The organism is Vibrio sp. L3-7 (assembly GCF_963898195.1).
Taxonomy (GTDB): domain Bacteria; phylum Pseudomonadota; class Gammaproteobacteria; order Enterobacterales; family Vibrionaceae; genus Vibrio; species Vibrio echinoideorum.
On record NZ_CAWQUW010000066.1, the window covers coordinates 184,069 to 198,542 of the forward strand.

15 protein-coding genes are annotated in these 14,474 nt (G+C 45.5%); 3 read left to right on the forward strand and 12 right to left on the reverse strand.

Annotation, left to right across the window (positions count from 1 at the left end; translation table 11 throughout):
- Positions 1 to 13 precede the first annotated feature (13 nt).
- Positions 14 to 841: a 3'(2'),5'-bisphosphate nucleotidase CysQ gene (cysQ, locus tag AACW75_RS23875; RefSeq protein ID WP_017076153.1), complete on the forward strand. Its 828-nt coding sequence runs from the start codon at positions 14 to 16 to the stop codon at positions 839 to 841.
- Positions 842 to 974: 133 nt separating this feature from the next.
- Here cysQ and AACW75_RS23880 read toward each other — a convergent pair whose 3' ends face one another.
- From AACW75_RS23880 to gspC, 12 genes are all read right to left on the reverse strand, one after another.
- Positions 975 to 1,754: a type II secretion system protein N gene (locus AACW75_RS23880; protein ID WP_145570079.1), complete on the reverse strand. Its 780-nt coding sequence runs from the start codon at positions 1,752 to 1,754 to the stop codon at positions 975 to 977.
- A gap of 1 nt (position 1,755) precedes the next feature.
- Positions 1,756 to 2,244, reverse strand: coding sequence for a type II secretion system protein M (locus AACW75_RS23885; protein ID WP_017076155.1), 489 nt, complete (start codon positions 2,242 to 2,244; stop codon positions 1,756 to 1,758).
- A gap of 20 nt (positions 2,245 to 2,264) precedes the next feature.
- Positions 2,265 to 3,512, reverse strand: a complete 1,248-nt coding sequence (gene gspL / locus AACW75_RS23890) for a type II secretion system protein GspL (RefSeq protein ID WP_145570078.1) — start codon at positions 3,510 to 3,512, stop codon at positions 2,265 to 2,267.
- Positions 3,481 to 4,530: a type II secretion system minor pseudopilin GspK gene (gspK, locus tag AACW75_RS23895; RefSeq protein WP_017076157.1), complete on the reverse strand. Its 1,050-nt coding sequence runs from the start codon at positions 4,528 to 4,530 to the stop codon at positions 3,481 to 3,483. Before gspK ends, gspL begins: the two co-directional genes overlap by 32 nt.
- Complete coding sequence (gene gspJ / locus AACW75_RS23900; RefSeq protein ID WP_186437106.1) at positions 4,523 to 5,302, reverse strand: type II secretion system minor pseudopilin GspJ; 780 nt, start codon at positions 5,300 to 5,302, stop codon at positions 4,523 to 4,525. The genes gspK and gspJ overlap by 8 nt, the downstream gene beginning before the upstream one ends.
- A 22-nt stretch (positions 5,303 to 5,324) precedes the next feature.
- Positions 5,325 to 5,720, reverse strand: coding sequence for a type II secretion system minor pseudopilin GspI (gene gspI, locus AACW75_RS23905; protein ID WP_145570077.1), 396 nt, complete (start codon positions 5,718 to 5,720; stop codon positions 5,325 to 5,327).
- Entirely contained in the window at positions 5,707 to 6,300 is a 594-nt protein-coding gene (gene gspH / locus AACW75_RS23910) for a type II secretion system minor pseudopilin GspH (protein WP_135455799.1), read from the reverse strand. The genes gspI and gspH overlap by 14 nt, the downstream gene beginning before the upstream one ends.
- Positions 6,301 to 6,412: 112 nt before the next feature.
- Positions 6,413 to 6,856: a type II secretion system major pseudopilin GspG gene (gene gspG / locus AACW75_RS23915; protein WP_004735601.1), complete on the reverse strand. Its 444-nt coding sequence runs from the start codon at positions 6,854 to 6,856 to the stop codon at positions 6,413 to 6,415.
- An 88-nt stretch (positions 6,857 to 6,944) separates the two neighbouring features.
- A complete protein-coding gene (gspF, locus tag AACW75_RS23920; RefSeq protein ID WP_102553936.1) occupies positions 6,945 to 8,165 on the reverse strand; it encodes a type II secretion system inner membrane protein GspF in 1,221 nt (406 codons plus the stop codon).
- A gap of 1 nt (position 8,166) precedes the next feature.
- Complete coding sequence (gene gspE / locus AACW75_RS23925; protein WP_145570076.1) at positions 8,167 to 9,669, reverse strand: type II secretion system ATPase GspE; 1,503 nt, start codon at positions 9,667 to 9,669, stop codon at positions 8,167 to 8,169.
- On the reverse strand, positions 9,669 to 11,693 hold the full coding sequence (gene gspD / locus AACW75_RS23930; RefSeq protein ID WP_145570075.1) for a type II secretion system secretin GspD: 2,025 nt from the start codon (positions 11,691 to 11,693) through the stop codon (positions 9,669 to 9,671). Before gspD ends, gspE begins: the two co-directional genes overlap by 1 nt.
- A gap of 41 nt (positions 11,694 to 11,734) precedes the next feature.
- Complete coding sequence (gspC, locus tag AACW75_RS23935; RefSeq protein ID WP_145570074.1) at positions 11,735 to 12,616, reverse strand: type II secretion system protein GspC; 882 nt, start codon at positions 12,614 to 12,616, stop codon at positions 11,735 to 11,737.
- Between the two features lie 329 nt (positions 12,617 to 12,945).
- On the opposite strand from gspC, the gene hslR reads away from it, so the two are divergent.
- Both hslR and hslO read left to right on the forward strand, forming a co-directional pair.
- Positions 12,946 to 13,332: a ribosome-associated heat shock protein Hsp15 gene (gene hslR, locus AACW75_RS23940; protein ID WP_017076164.1), complete on the forward strand. Its 387-nt coding sequence runs from the start codon at positions 12,946 to 12,948 to the stop codon at positions 13,330 to 13,332.
- Positions 13,333 to 13,350: 18 nt separating this feature from the next.
- Entirely contained in the window at positions 13,351 to 14,244 is an 894-nt protein-coding gene (gene hslO / locus AACW75_RS23945; protein ID WP_145570073.1) for an Hsp33 family molecular chaperone HslO, read from the forward strand.
- The last annotated feature ends 230 nt before the right edge of the window (positions 14,245 to 14,474 follow it).

Here is a 14,474-nt window from a genome sequence, read left to right on the forward strand (position 1 = left end):
TAAGAGAATATTTATGCCAATAACAAAAGATTTGTCTCACCTCCTACCCTCTATCATTGAGATTGCTCGCTCTGCAGGCCAACTCATCTTAGAGATTTACGAGAAAAAGGATTACGAAGAGTTCATCAAGAGTGATGACACTCCAGTAACCAGTGCCGATCTTGCAGCACATAAGCTGATATTAAAAAAACTCACTGAACTCACGCCTGATATTCCCGTATTATCAGAAGAAGACGCCGACATCAGCCTAGAGCAACGCTCTCAATGGGACCGCTACTGGTTGGTTGACCCATTAGATGGCACACAAGAGTTCATCGCTAGAAGTGGCGATTTCGCGACAATTATCGCCCTAATTGAACATAACAAACCGGTTATGGGTGTGGTGTATGCGCCAGTTTCGGGTGTGAGCTATTACGCTTACAGTGGTAAAGGCGCTTGGAAAATCCCTGACCTTAACGACAGCGTGAAAATCAAAACGCATCGCCACGAACTGCCAAACCAATCGATCGCAATGGCAATCAGTCGTCGACAAGACATCAATCGCATCACTAGCCACATGAGCTCTGCTTGGAATTACGATCTAGTACCACTAGGTTCTGCAGCCCTTAAAGCCTGTTTAGTAGCAGAAGGTGCTGTGGATTGTTATCTACGCTTAGGGCCAACCGGAGAATGGGATACCGCCGCAACACAGTGCATTGTTGAAGAAGCTGGCGGACGTATCTTGAATACACAGCTAGAGCCACTCTCTTACAATGAAAGAGAGACGCTTGAGAACCCGAATTTCATTGTATTAGGTGATGCTGACTTGCCTTGGTCAGAAATATTACAGGGTAAAGACTAAACCGCTTGTTCTCTGTAACGACCGATATATTCAAACAAAATGGGCACCTCACTGAGGTGCCCATTTTTATATCTCATTATTTAATTGCCAGATTGGCTAACCAACAGATACTAGCTTAGAAGTAGATACCGGACTAAAAACGTCCTTGGTAGGTAAATTGATACTTACCTTGGCTATCAGGGTTACCCAACCACTTAAGTTGGCTCTGCATCGCGGGAGGGAACTCAGCACCCGGCTTAAACCACGCTGCGGATGTGTAGCGTTGATTTGGCGTTACGCTCGCCGAGAACTCACTGTCCACTTGAACGCTCTTCTGAGCGCCTTTGGCTGCAATAGTACTGTCTTCACAAGTAATATCCGCAATCACAGGGCCAAGATCTAACGAGTCCACTGGCGAGTCGACCGCAGCACCAGACCAAGCAAACGTACCTTCGCCCGATTGGCACCAAGGCTGAGCATGAACCGCATGTTTTATCGTCAGTTCAACTTGCCCTGCAATAGAAACCGGTACTGGGATAGCAGGCGCATATTTCATCACGTTGCTGGCTGGCATTGATGCCACTAAGTTTTCCGCGTAAGCACCGCTCATGCTATACCCGACAAGCCCTTTACCTGATAAGTTCATGTCGCTGTTACGGCCAAAGCGAACCGCAAGTTCTGCTTTGGCTTGGAATAGTTTCGAGAACTGGAAGTCCCATTGTACAGAGCCGTAATTGACGCGCTGCCACGCAATATTGTTAGCGCGACCTTGCCAAACAGTGCCTTCAACGCCTTCGATATTTAAGCCACGCACTACTGGCGCATGCTTAAGAGCAAAAGAAGCCGGTAAGTGCAGGAGTAAACTTACCGAGAAAAAAACGATAAAGATGCTACTGAATAGCAGGCCATATTTAAAAGATATACCGCGTTTCACATTAACCTCGTTTAAACTGTAGTCGGTTGACGTCAATAACCCCAGGGCTATCAGAGCGATCAATATCCATAAATTCGACCTCAACACCCTGCTTTTCTTTCAGGTATGTCAGCCAGTCAACGAACTTATTAAATGGCACAGGCTTAATCCAAACTTGCAGCATCTCACCGCGTGGTTGTACGCGTATCAGCTCGATGTTAAAACGGCGCATAGAAGCAGGCACAGATTGGTTTAAAGGCTGACTAGCACTAATGCCACCGCTGCCTCTTAGTTCAACTACTTGATTGGCTTTGTCCGTTACCCAAGCCAGAAGTTGCTTCTCACTTTGAATACGACTTTGTGCCAGTTCAGCTCGCTGACTGAGTGGCTGTAGTAGCCCCCAATAAACAATACCCAACACGAGTAAAATAGAACAACCAATAACTAATCGTTGCTCCCTTTGACTTATTGAAGTCCACCACGCTTGGAGTGGTTCAATCATATTTCTCATCACTGCTCTCCTTGCGTTAGTTACTGACGGGGTTTAAGGGTAAAACTACCAAATACGGCATCGCCATTACGATTCAATGGCCCTTGTTCCACGGCAAACTTCTCTTCGAGTTTCCCTCTGGCGGTCTCGAAATGTTGAAAATCGGAACTTTTAGCCTGTAGTCGAACCTCAGAACGGTTACCGTCGTAGCGAATAGTTTCAACTTCAATCGATTTCACTTGCCCTAGGGTTTCTGGCAGTAATGCTAGCCATCCAAGTAAGGAATCACCCTCGCCTGAACCTCCGTATTTCTTGGCTTCATCGTTCATCTGACGCTTGAGGTAACTCACGGTCGGAATACGTTGTTTGTCAGGCAGCACCGCTCTAAAAATACGTTCACTCTCCATGCGGTAGGCTTGTGCCTGCGCTTCATATTGCTGAACCTTCAACACTTGTTGAGTCACAATTACCGCAACCAGCAAGCAAGCAGCAACCGCCACTTTTTGCCAAACACGCCAATATTTACTGAATGAAGATTTGGTTTTAAAAGTGCCAGTCAGTAAATTCACGCCGCTTGTGATCGCTTGTTGGCTCAATAAAGCCATCACCAACTCTGCAGGTTTAGCATGCCATTCCATACCACTGTTCTGCTGAACGTCATCGCTCGGCAATGAGGTATAGCTAAAAATTTTAGTTGGTTCTTCCTGCTCATCAGCGACAATCCAGTCACTTTTCAGGAACATCGGTAACCATGCTTCACTGATCGATACCGCTTGATAGTTCCCTTGACGTTGAGAGTTACCTTTACGCAATAGCCAATGTTGGTCGATCTGTAGCGCACTGACGCCTTGTTCTTCCAAAGGCACGGCTAGCGTATCTGGCAATACCTTACGAAAGATAATATTGGCTTCGCGAAACTTGTCTAAAGCTTGCTTTAACCACTCACGTTCAACACCGCACACTGTGGCATGAGTGGAATCTTTATCTAAAATGGTTAAGTGCAAGTCTTCGATATCTTGTGCCACTTCGTCTTCTAATAAAAACGGCAGCATAGAATCAAATTGGCGAGCAGCACCTTTCGGGATCTCAACACGCTTAATTAAGCACTCATTTCCCGGCAATAAAGCGATACAACTGCGCTTTTCAGCGTAAGGCGTTAACTCACTAAGCTGTTCCCAGCGAGACAGTTCACCACTTGCTATCACTTCTTGTTGGCTTGTCGACCAAACTAACCACTGCACTGGGCTTTGTGGTTCGTTACTCAGTCGAACGGTCAGAAACTCGCTCACTGATTCCTCCAAAACGACGGCGTACTACCGTCACTGTTTCTCGATTACTACTATAGAAAAGCGTCCGTATACGTACACGTGACTGCTCAACTAATACCTCTGCATCTAGCTCAAAATAGGCGCTATCTACAGTTAAATATGCTTTCGCTTTTTTACTGACTTCGGCACTCACGCCAACAATGGCGGATTCAGCCATAAATGCGTCGACCGTATCCCAACCATCAAATGGGCGTTTATCTATCAGCTGTTTAGCATCCGATTCACTTAAGCCCGGCGCGAACATTGCTTCCAATAAAGGCGCTTGATTTTCCGTGAGTGTATTCACATTCAATCGGAAGTCATCGGTGGGTAAAGCGCAAACCAAAGGGCGAACCTTATTCATCACCTCACCGGTAACCTGATACACCGCTCGTAGCTCCGATTCATCTGCCATTAAACCATTGGCCGCAAGATACGATGGCTTCATCGCTTCATAGGTGCTGTCTTCTACGCCAGACGAAGAGGTGGTTCGGGTATCAGCATCAACAAACTCCCAGCTTGAATTCGCGATAACTTCAGCCTGATAAGGCTCAATGTCTTGGTTTTCCAACAAGGTTTGCCACACCGTGACTAAATAAGGTGTTTGGTTACTTGAAGTCGTCGCAACCCCAGCTAAAGCATTGAGATTAAAACAAGCCTGTGCATCCACGATACGGCCTTTGACTTGACCATAATCCAATGGGTATACCTGTTCCTCTAACGCCCATGGTTGGCTTAGGTTTACGGTATCACTGTCTTTGTAGCTTTGCCTAATGCCGTCTTGCACGAGCGCTTCAACACCAATGCTATACCAGTAAGCCTGTTGATAATTTAACTGGTTACCAACACGTTTGAATTGAGTAAACAAACGCTCAGACATGCTGCCCGCGATGGTTGCCATGATCGCCAGTAGCATCAGGATCACGATCAGTGCCACACCCCGCTGCTTACGCCCTAAGGCAGAGCTTCTCTTAGTAAGGCGATTGATTCGATTAGCCATTATTCCCCTCACTATTTGAAGAGTCATCAGCGTCATCGGCTTGGTCTAACGTACCACTTGGCGTGAGATAAACACGTTCTATCTCACCATAATCTTTCAAGGTCAGCTTTAGTCGTACAGCTTTAGGCAATGATTTATCGGTTTGCCACTCTTTACCCCAACGACTGCCGTCATAAAACTCAAATTCCAAGCTTTCGACATCATCAAGCAGAGGAGTAATTACGCCTTGCTGGCCTGCTGGTGTATCGGGATAGCGCCACCACACTCGCTCAAGCGTTTCTTCTTTGATGCGGTAACCCACTTTCGTCACCTCACCTCGAGGAAACTGCTGTTGCGGGTTATGCCAACCAAGGCGAGTAAACATGATGCCAATACTATCGGAATCCAGTAAATACTCTTTCATTAAAATCAGCTTAGATGATGCTTCTTCACCATTGGTGCGAAACTGTCTCGCTGCCATCTGACGAAAATCATTATCTAAAATGACCAAACTACGTTGCAATTGATTCAAGCGTGCACTGCGTTCGATTGAGATCTCATTACTTCTCTGAACCTGGTTTACAACTTGATAGGCCGCCATACTTAACGTGGCAAAAATAGCGATCGAGACTAAGACTTCGATTAAGGTGAAGCCTCTCCCTTTTGAAGGTAAACCTTGTTTGAAGGGCATACAGTTAGAGAAAGCCTTAGTTGACGCCATACTTTTACTTAGCGACCCGTTTTTACTGAGCGGCTTGCTCTTATTTAGCGATCCATTCTTACTTAACGACATGCTTTTATTTAACGACATGCTCTTATTTAACAACATAACTGCGCACCGTCACTACTGGAGAAGATTTTTTACTGGTTGCCGCGCTCACATCAAATGCCTTTAACGAGTCTCCGCTGGTATCGATTGGAGTTACCTTCCAGAACCACTCTCTTCCTGCCAACTCTTGCGTGCCCTGTGCTTTTTTTAGCTTCTCAGGATGCAGCATGACTAAGGCCATTTGATTATCAACGACCATCGCCGCGAAGGTTTTTTCTTCTAAATAGCTGAGTGTATTGATGTGCTGAGTAACAGCACGAATCACACTGATCGCCGCCGTCGCAAAAATAGCAAGAGCAACCAATACCTCAAGCAGAGTCATTCCTCGAGAACCAAGAGTCATACCACGAGAGTGACAAGAAGAAAGTTTATTCCTCTTCATCTTCTTCTCCTGGCTCTAACAATCGAATCACACCATTATCCAACACTCGAATGCGCCAACCATCTTGTATTGTGTCACCCGTATTTGGATAAAAAGAGAGGATAAATGGCGTCATTTCGGCACTCGACATGATGTAGATCTGCGGTGGTTTAGGCTTCTTTTCTTCTTCAAGATCAGCAAACATATCTTCATCAAACAAGCTTCCTGGATTAAACAACCTATCGTCGTCTTCCCATGCTCCACCGCCTAACGTCAATGACAGCGCGAGTTCTTCTGGTAATTCTGTTGAAGAGGGGATCTTTTCGAAATCAGTTTCTTGCCAACCATCAGACTTCAAAGTCATCAAAACGTAAGTCGATTTCTTTTCATCAATGCGAACACCAAAATCCAATCCACTCAAAATAGCTTCTTCATTGAGTAGCTGAATTCGTTGATAAAAACTTTGAGCGTATTTTTTAGCGACATCTTTACTATTGGTAGGGATGGTCGCAATCACCGCAACCGCCGTTACTGACAGTAGTACCAACACCAACAGAATCTCAATCAAGGTGAAACCTGGCTGTTTTTGCTTAGTTTTCACCTTGTAGACTCCATCTGTTTACGTCCTACCATCAAATAACGACATCAAGCGGCATCAATCGAAAATAACGTATCAAGTAACAACAATGCATCAAACAACAATAAGCCGAAGCTTATTGAAAGTCTTGCATGTTCCAGTTGCCGATATCTGCAGCAATACCTTCACCACCTTCTTGGCCATCAGCACCAAGCGTGAAGATATCGATAGTACCGTTGTCGCCTGGGCTTAGGTATTGGTACTCGTTACCCCATGGGTCGTTAGGCAGACGCTTGATGTAGCCACCGTCACGGTAGTTACGAGGCTCTGGGCTGCTTGGCTTTGTTACCAATCCATCAAGGCCTTGATCCGTTGTCGGATAAACGCTGTTATCCAGTTTGTACATATCTAGCGCGTTCTCTAGCGCCACGATATCAGTGATGGCTTTTTGTTGGTCAGCTTTCTCTTTGTTACCCAATAGGTTTGGAACAACAAAGCTCGCCAAAACGCCAAGGATAACCACAACAACCATGACTTCTAATAAGGTAAAGCCTGACTGTTTCTTCATTTTATTTTTCATTATTTTCTCCAAATTACAGACAACGAGTTGAAGGTAATGATGTCCTTCGTCTCGATAATCCAAAAACTAACGTCCTATGAGCGACTGATTAACCGCTCATCAAATTATTCATTTCAAGCATCGGCATCAGCGTCGCCATCACAATGAACAGCACTAAGCCTGCCATCAAAGCGATAAGGGCTGGGGTAAAAATGCCTAAGGCGATGTTAACGGTCGACTCAAAACTTTGGTCTTGGTTATCAGCCGCTCTTGTCAGCATCTGCTCCAACTGGCCACTCTGCTCACCACTGGCGATCATATGCAGCATCATCGGCGGAAAAAGCTTGGTTTGATCGAGCGCTTTGCGCAGGCTTGCCCCTTCTCTAACGCTATCTGATGCCTGCAGTACTTGTTGTTTCACGTGATGATTCGACATCACATCTACCGCGACCTTCATCCCTTCAAGGATAGGAATCGCACTAGAGGTACAGATAGAGAGTGTTCGTGCAAAACGAGAGGTATTGATCCCTTTCGCTATCTTGCCGATCAGCGGAATACTCAATAATTTGCGATCCCAACTCATGCGAACGCCCGGTTTTTTCAGCGCGGTCTTAACCAGAACAATCACACCAATGGTCAACAACAGTAATTGGATGCCCCAATTCTGGATAAATTCACTCGATGCTAATAAAAATTGTGTCGATTGAGGAAGTTCTTGGCCCATCTGAATAATCGGCTCAACGATCTTAGGTACAACCGTTGCTAATAGGAAAGAGACTATCGTTACTGCAAACACCACCAACACGATTGGGTAGATCATCGCTTGCAGTAACTTAGAGCGCATCTTTTGACGATTTTCGGCGTAGTCCGCTAAGCGCTCCAATACCGCATCTAAGTGCCCTGATTTCTCACCTGCAGCCACCATCGCTCTGAACAACTCATCGAAGATATGTGGAAAATCAGACAAGCTGTCGGCTAACGAGTAACCTTCAGTAACCTTAGAACGTACTGCCAATAACATGGTGCGAATACGTGGCTTTTCGGATTGTTCAGCCACCGCTTTCAAGCATTCTTCCAACGGCATACCAGATTGAACAAGCGTTGATATTTGACGAGTAATCAAAGCAAGATCAGGGGTGCTGATTCCACGCTTAAAACTGGTCGAGGCTTGAGTGCCTTTCGCATGCTTCGCCTTCGCTTCGGTCATCTCAACCGGCATTAAGCCTTGTTCTTTTAAGCGTTGGCGGGCCTGACGAGCGTTATCCGCTTCGATAGAACCCTTTTTGCTCTTACCTTTAGCATCCAGCGCTTTGTATTCAAATGCCGCCATACTAGACTTCCTTGGTCACACGCATCACTTCTTCTAGGGATGTTATCCCTTTCAGAACTTTGCTTAAGCCATCATCTCGAATACTTGGGGTTGTGCTACGAATGGCCTTCTCAATAGCCTGTTCACCCGCTTCACTATGAATCAGTTCTTGTACTGAATCATCAATCATCAGCAGCTCATGAATACCGGTACGGCCTCTGTATCCCTTATGGCCACACTCCTCACAACCTTTAGCCTGGTAAAGCGTCAGACTTTCTTTTTTCTTCAACCCGAACAGCTTTTTCTGCTCTTTGTCTGCTTCATAAGGTTCTTTACAGCCGTTACACAGAGTACGAACCAAGCGCTGAGCCAAAACACCCAACAATGAAGAAGAAATCAAGAAAGGTTCAATACCCATATCGCGCAAGCGCGTGATCGCGCCGATTGCAGTATTGGTGTGAAGGGTCGACATAACTAAGTGGCCGGTCAAAGAGGCTTGTACCGCAATCTCTGCGGTTTCCAAATCTCGGATTTCACCAATCATAACGACATCAGGATCTTGGCGAAGAATGGCACGCAAGCCACGCGCAAAGGTCATATCAACCTTAGGGTTCACTTGTGTTTGGCCAATACCATCGATATCGAATTCAATTGGATCTTCAACCGTCAGGATGTTGCGTTCGTTACTGTTGAGTTCTTGCAGGCCAGCATACAAGGTCGTGGATTTACCAGAACCCGTAGGGCCGGTAACCAGGATAATGCCGTGTGGGCGCTGAATCAGCTTACGGAAGTTTTCGTGGTTCTCTGCTGTCATACCTAAACTGTGCAAGTCTAGACGAGTCGCGTTTTTGTCCAACAGACGCATTACGACACGCTCACCATGCGAAGAAGGCATGGTTGAAACACGAACATCAACCGCTCGGCCACCAATACGCAAAGAAATACGGCCATCTTGTGGCACGCGTTTTTCCGCGATATCCAATTTAGCCATAACCTTTACACGAGAAACCAACAGCGGAGCCAATTTACGGCTTGGCGCTAGAACATCACGCAGTACACCATCAACTCGGAAACGGATACAGAGTGACTTTTCAAAGGTTTCGATATGTATATCCGAAGCACCCTCTTTGATCGCCTCTCCCAACATCGCATTGATTAACTTGATGATCGGGGCATCGTCTTCCGATTCGAGTAGATCTTCATCTTGGGGCAGTTCTTCTGCCAATGAGAAGAAATCATCACTGTCTGCACCGATGTCTTCCATTAACTGACGCGCTTCAGACGAATCACGCTGATAAGCATCGGTCAGTTTTTTATCAAACTCATCGAGAGTAATCGCTTGTGGCGTGAAACCATTTTTGACCACGCGGCTTACTTCAATGATCGCCGCCGATTTCAGTGGCTCAACATAATAAAGTATCGGTGCGCGCTCTGGATGTTGATATTCCAACACCATCTTATAGCGATTCGCAAAGCTAAACGGCAAGCGCTGATAAGTACGTGCCGCCCCTACCAATTCAGCCATTATTCTTGTTCCATTTGATCGATGAAGGCTTGAATTTCAGCCGGGTGATTCATGTCAGCACCAAATTTAGGCAATACCGGGATGTTATCGTCATCCATCAGTTTCAGGCCTTGTTCTGACTTATACAGCTGCTCAGCACGGATGAAGTTGTATTTACGCTGGGTGATACCATCAGCTGTCATGCCATCACGAATGATGGTTGGTTTGATGAAGACCATTAAGTTCTTTTTCTCAACCTGTGTACTGGTTGATTTAAACAGGAAACCAAGAAATGGAATATCACCCAAGAATGGGACCTTAGATTCACTTTCCAAAGCACGCTCATCAATCAAACCACCCAACACTAACATCTGACCGTCTTCAATGATCACTGACGTGTTCAGTTGACGCTTGGCAAAGCGAACATCAACTGCGCCATTCGCACCCAATACATTCGACACTTCTTGTTCAATATTCAGCTGTACCGAGTTACCTTCATTGATTTGTGGTACCACTTTTAGCTTGATGCCCACTTCTTTACGTTCAACCGTTTGGAATGGGTTATCGTTACTTGAGCCCGCAGTAGAACCAGTTAAAACCGGAACCTCTTCACCCACAATGAATGACGCTTCGCCGTTGTCCATTACCGTAATACTTGGAGACGATAGGATATTTGAATTTGAATCAGTCGAAACAGCACTAATAAGAGCGGTCCAGTCCCCCATAACAAGAGGTAATGCTGCACCATTCAAGCCACCTAAAGCAGAAGCTAATGTACTGTAGTCACCTTCTTCAGTAGTCGTTTCGTTGCGTAAAAAATTATTATCTGAATCATAAACAGCTGTAGTTGAAGTAGTATCTTTAGCCTCTTCAAGACCAACCATTACTTCACCAATTTTTGGCCCACCATTCGAAAATTGAATTGCTCCGCCGTGCTCTAAAGAACCCCATTGCACACCAAGGTTAATACCGTCACCCTCTGCCATCTCGACAATTAGGGCTTCAATCAAGACTTGAGCACGACGAATATCCAACTGTGCGATCACGTCTTGCAGCGCATTCATGATGTCCGGTTGTGCAGTAATCACCAACGAGTTGGTATCACTGTGAGCTGAGATCATCACTTGGTTGCGTTGAGATGAGCTACCTTTAGTTGATGTTTGCTTCTCTGATTGCAGGTTGTCCGACACGCCTTTCAGCACATCGACTAAGTCTTCTGCTTTTGCGTATTTAAGGTAAATAACTTGGTTGTTGCCTTTGGTCGCCATTTCAACATCAAGCTGTTCAATCAGCCTTCTTAAACGGCTACGTACTTTAGGGTCGCCTGAGATAAGAATCGCATTGGTACGCTCATCAGCAACTAATTTAGGTTGTAGGAAGGCAGGTGTATTTTTAGCATCAGTGGTTTTACTTAATGCATCGACAATACGCACCATTTCTGCCGCAGAAGCATTCTTTAGCTCAACGACTTCGATCTCTTTATCACCCGCTTGGTCAACACGCTTGATGATTTCCGCTAAACGATTCACTACCGCAGCACGGCCAGTAATCAGAATGATATTCGCAGGATCGTAATGCACAACATTACCCGCGCCTGCATTGTCATTCAGTTGGCGAAGCAAAGGAGAAAGTTCACGTACTGAAACATTGCGAACCGTCACGACACGTGTGACAACATTGTCGCCTTTGATCGTGTCACTGTCTCCAACGACTGGAATTGCCGATGTTTTAGAATCTTTAGCCTTGATGATCTTAAGAACACCCGAGTCCATTTCGACAACCGCGTAGCCATACACTTCCAATACATTTAGGAAGAAGCTGTAATATTGCTCTTCATTGAGCACATCGTAGCTGCGTACATCGATTTTTCCGCGCACCGAAGGGTCAACGATGATCGTCTTCTCTAAGTTACGACCAACAATATTAATAAACTCTTGAATATCAGTGCCTTTAAAGCTGGCACTAAAATCACTCGCGATGGCTGCGGGTGTGCAGATTAAGCTTCCTGCCAGTAACCATGCACTTTTCTTAAACCAATGCTTCACGTATTTCTCCTACACTTTCGTCCTTCGTTAGACGCAAAGTTTTAAAATTCAATAAACACTTCATGTTGTTGTCCATCTCTCTCGACGACGAGGTTTAGCTCTGTCAGCTCTGAAATGGAACGGAATATGTTGCCCATTGCGGCTGGGTCTGTCAGGTCTTGCCCATTTAATTGAGTAGCAATATCTCCGTTTTGGAGCCCAACAGAGTTAAAAAGTTCTGAATCTTTGCCAGGGCTCACACGATAACCAATAACTTTATCGTCACGCTTCACCTGAGACAGTCGAACATATTGGAAGATTTGTTGCGGATCTTTCATTATCTTCGCTTTAATTTCATCAAGCTTCTCTTCTGCAGAAGCTGGGTTGTTGCCACGTACCGAAGAGGAGGCGCGAGGAGGCGCAGGCGCTGAGACAGCTAAACGCTTGTACTCAATCCCCTCAAGCATCAGTGTTTCATCTCGCCCTGAGTTATCAATGATCACGCGATCCACAAGCACCGCTTTTAGCTTGGCACGCGTGCCTTCTATTTCTTCGTTGATCCCGTAAGTCGCTTGTGTGCCGCGATTAGCAATCACAGCCAAGCTCAGTTTTGGGTTAGAGCTCGCTACCGCGCCCACCAAAACCAGGTTCAATCGCGTCTTAGGCGCATCTTGGATAACTTGTTGTTCAACAACAGGAGCCGTGGTTGGGTTATAGGCGCCAAACATGTTGCTCTGCTGCAAAGAAGAGATATCGAGGGTAGACTGAGGAGAGGAAGACGATGAAGCTGTTGCTTTCCAAGGCACGACGATTTGCTCGGCAGGTTCAACAAACCATGCGAGCTGTCCTAAAATCCATGCGGAAGCTGCAATCAACACGCAACAAGTAACTAGGCTTAGTTTTTGCTGAAGTACAAATCCATTCTCTAATAAGCGGCTCAACATAGGATAATGTCCTATGCGACTTTTGAGCTCTAAAAAGTTCACTTCCCTTGCCCCTTTTCATGACGACAAACGCTGCAAATCATTAAACTTTCAGCTTTTTTATTCATTCGTGCGATACCAAGCTTATTTAAGCATAAGATCCCGAACTATATCATAGCAAATCTATAAATCGGCATTACATGGCTATTTTGTAATATGACTTGAAAAAAATGCCAACCGCCTCCACTTTAAGCTTCTACTTAATGTGATAAGCATCATCAAAAACATGTTGCGCGCTGTTCATTACAGTTAAACCGCATTCATTTCTCACTTAAAAGGCACTGCCCTATATGAAAAATGCTAATGAAGCTGTCAGACTCGATAAATGGTTGTGGGCCGCTCGTTTTTACAAAACTCGGTCTATTGCTCGCAACATGGTCGATGGTGGCAAAGTCCACTATAATGGTCAGCGCAGCAAACCAAGTAAAGTTGTCGAACTTGGAGCCGTCATTACGCTGCGCCAAGGTAATGAAGAAAAAACGGTGACTATCGAGAAAATCTCGGCCCATCGTGGCGGAGCTCCGATCGCTCAAACACTCTATGAAGAAACCACTGAAAGCTTGGCAAAAAGAGAAGAGTTTGCACAACAGCGCAAGCTTAATGCTCATAGCCCAGCACCAGAACGTCGCCCAGATAAAAAGCAACGCCGTGACATCATCAAGTTCAAGACTCAATAAGCTAGAAGGAATAGCCAAATGGCAGACCCAATGTCTACAAGTAATGTTTTAAATCGCTACCTATTTGAAGACCTATCAGTACGTGGTGAATTGGTACAAATGGACGAAGCGTACCAACAGATTATTTCTAGCAAGGAATACCCAGCACCAGTACAGAAACTGCTGGGTGAGCTATTGGTTTCTACGACGCTTTTAACGGCGACCCTAAAATTTGAAGGCTCTATCACCATGCAACTGCAAGGTGATGGCCCTGTATCTCTAGCCGTTATCAATGGCGACCACGACCAAAAAATCCGTGGCGTTGCTCGCTTTGAAGGTGATATCGCTGATGACGCAGGCCTGCACGATCTTGTTGGTAAAGGCCACTTGGTTATCACCATTGATCCTAAGAAAGGTGAGCGTTACCAAGGTATCGTTGGTCTTGAGGGCGAAACTCTCGCTGACGTTCTTGAAGGTTACTTTGCTAACTCAGAACAGCTTAAGACTCGTCTATGGCTGCGCACGGGTGAACATGAAGGTAAAGCTCACGCAGCGGGTATGCTTTTACAGGTTATGCCTGATGGTACCGGGACACCTGATGACTTCGAACATCTAGAACAGTTAACGGATACGGTTAAGAACGAAGAGTTGTTCTCTCTAGAAGCGAATGAGTTGCTGTACCGTTTGTACAACCAAGAGAAAGTGCAGGTGTTTACACCACAGCCTGTTGAGTTCTTCTGTGGCTGTTCTCGTCAACGCAGTGGCGCCGCTATCATTACGGTTGCTCAAGAAGAGATTTACGACATCATCAGCACCGAAGGTAGCGTTGCTCTACACTGTGATTACTGTGGCACAAACTACTCGTTCGACAAGAACGATGTGGATGCACTGTACGCAGAAGCAGCAGATAAAGGCGACAATACGGTTCATTAATTTACAGCGTACCAAAAACACGTAATTTACCCCAAAAAGGTCAGCACTCAGCTGGCCTTTTTTGTGATCAAAACAGCGCAAACTCCGTAACATCTCGTAATAAAATCACTGCTTAATTTTAATCAATTAATAATGTTCTCGCCTCTAGCGCAAAGGTTTGCGTACAGGATAGACTAGTTAGGCCAATATGTGACGAGACGCTTAAAACCCCAAGGTTGATATGGATATTT

Bases quoted from the DNA above. Each gene is read 5' to 3' on its own strand.
- cysQ (WP_017076153.1), top strand. From the start codon at position 14: ATGCCAATAACAAAAGATTTGTCTCACCTCCTACCCTCTATCATTGAG.
- gspK (WP_017076157.1), bottom strand. From the start codon at position 4,530: ATGGCTAATCGAATCAATCGCCTTACTAAGAGAAGCTCTGCCTTAGGG.
- gspE (WP_145570076.1), bottom strand. From the start codon at position 9,669: ATGGCTGAATTGGTAGGGGCGGCACGTACTTATCAGCGCTTGCCGTTT.
- gspJ (WP_186437106.1), bottom strand. From the start codon at position 5,302: ATGTCGTTAAGTAAGAATGGATCGCTAAATAAGAGCAAGCCGCTCAGT.
- hslO (WP_145570073.1), top strand. From the start codon at position 13,351: ATGGCAGACCCAATGTCTACAAGTAATGTTTTAAATCGCTACCTATTT.
- hslR (WP_017076164.1), top strand. From the start codon at position 12,946: ATGAAAAATGCTAATGAAGCTGTCAGACTCGATAAATGGTTGTGGGCC.
- gspC (WP_145570074.1), bottom strand. From the start codon at position 12,616: ATGTTGAGCCGCTTATTAGAGAATGGATTTGTACTTCAGCAAAAACTA.
- AACW75_RS23885 (WP_017076155.1), bottom strand. From the start codon at position 2,244: ATGAGAAATATGATTGAACCACTCCAAGCGTGGTGGACTTCAATAAGT.
- gspF (WP_102553936.1), bottom strand. From the start codon at position 8,165: ATGGCGGCATTTGAATACAAAGCGCTGGATGCTAAAGGTAAGAGCAAA.
- gspI (WP_145570077.1), bottom strand. From the start codon at position 5,720: ATGAAGAGGAATAAACTTTCTTCTTGTCACTCTCGTGGTATGACTCTT.
- gspG (WP_004735601.1), bottom strand. From the start codon at position 6,856: ATGAAAAATAAAATGAAGAAACAGTCAGGCTTTACCTTATTAGAAGTC.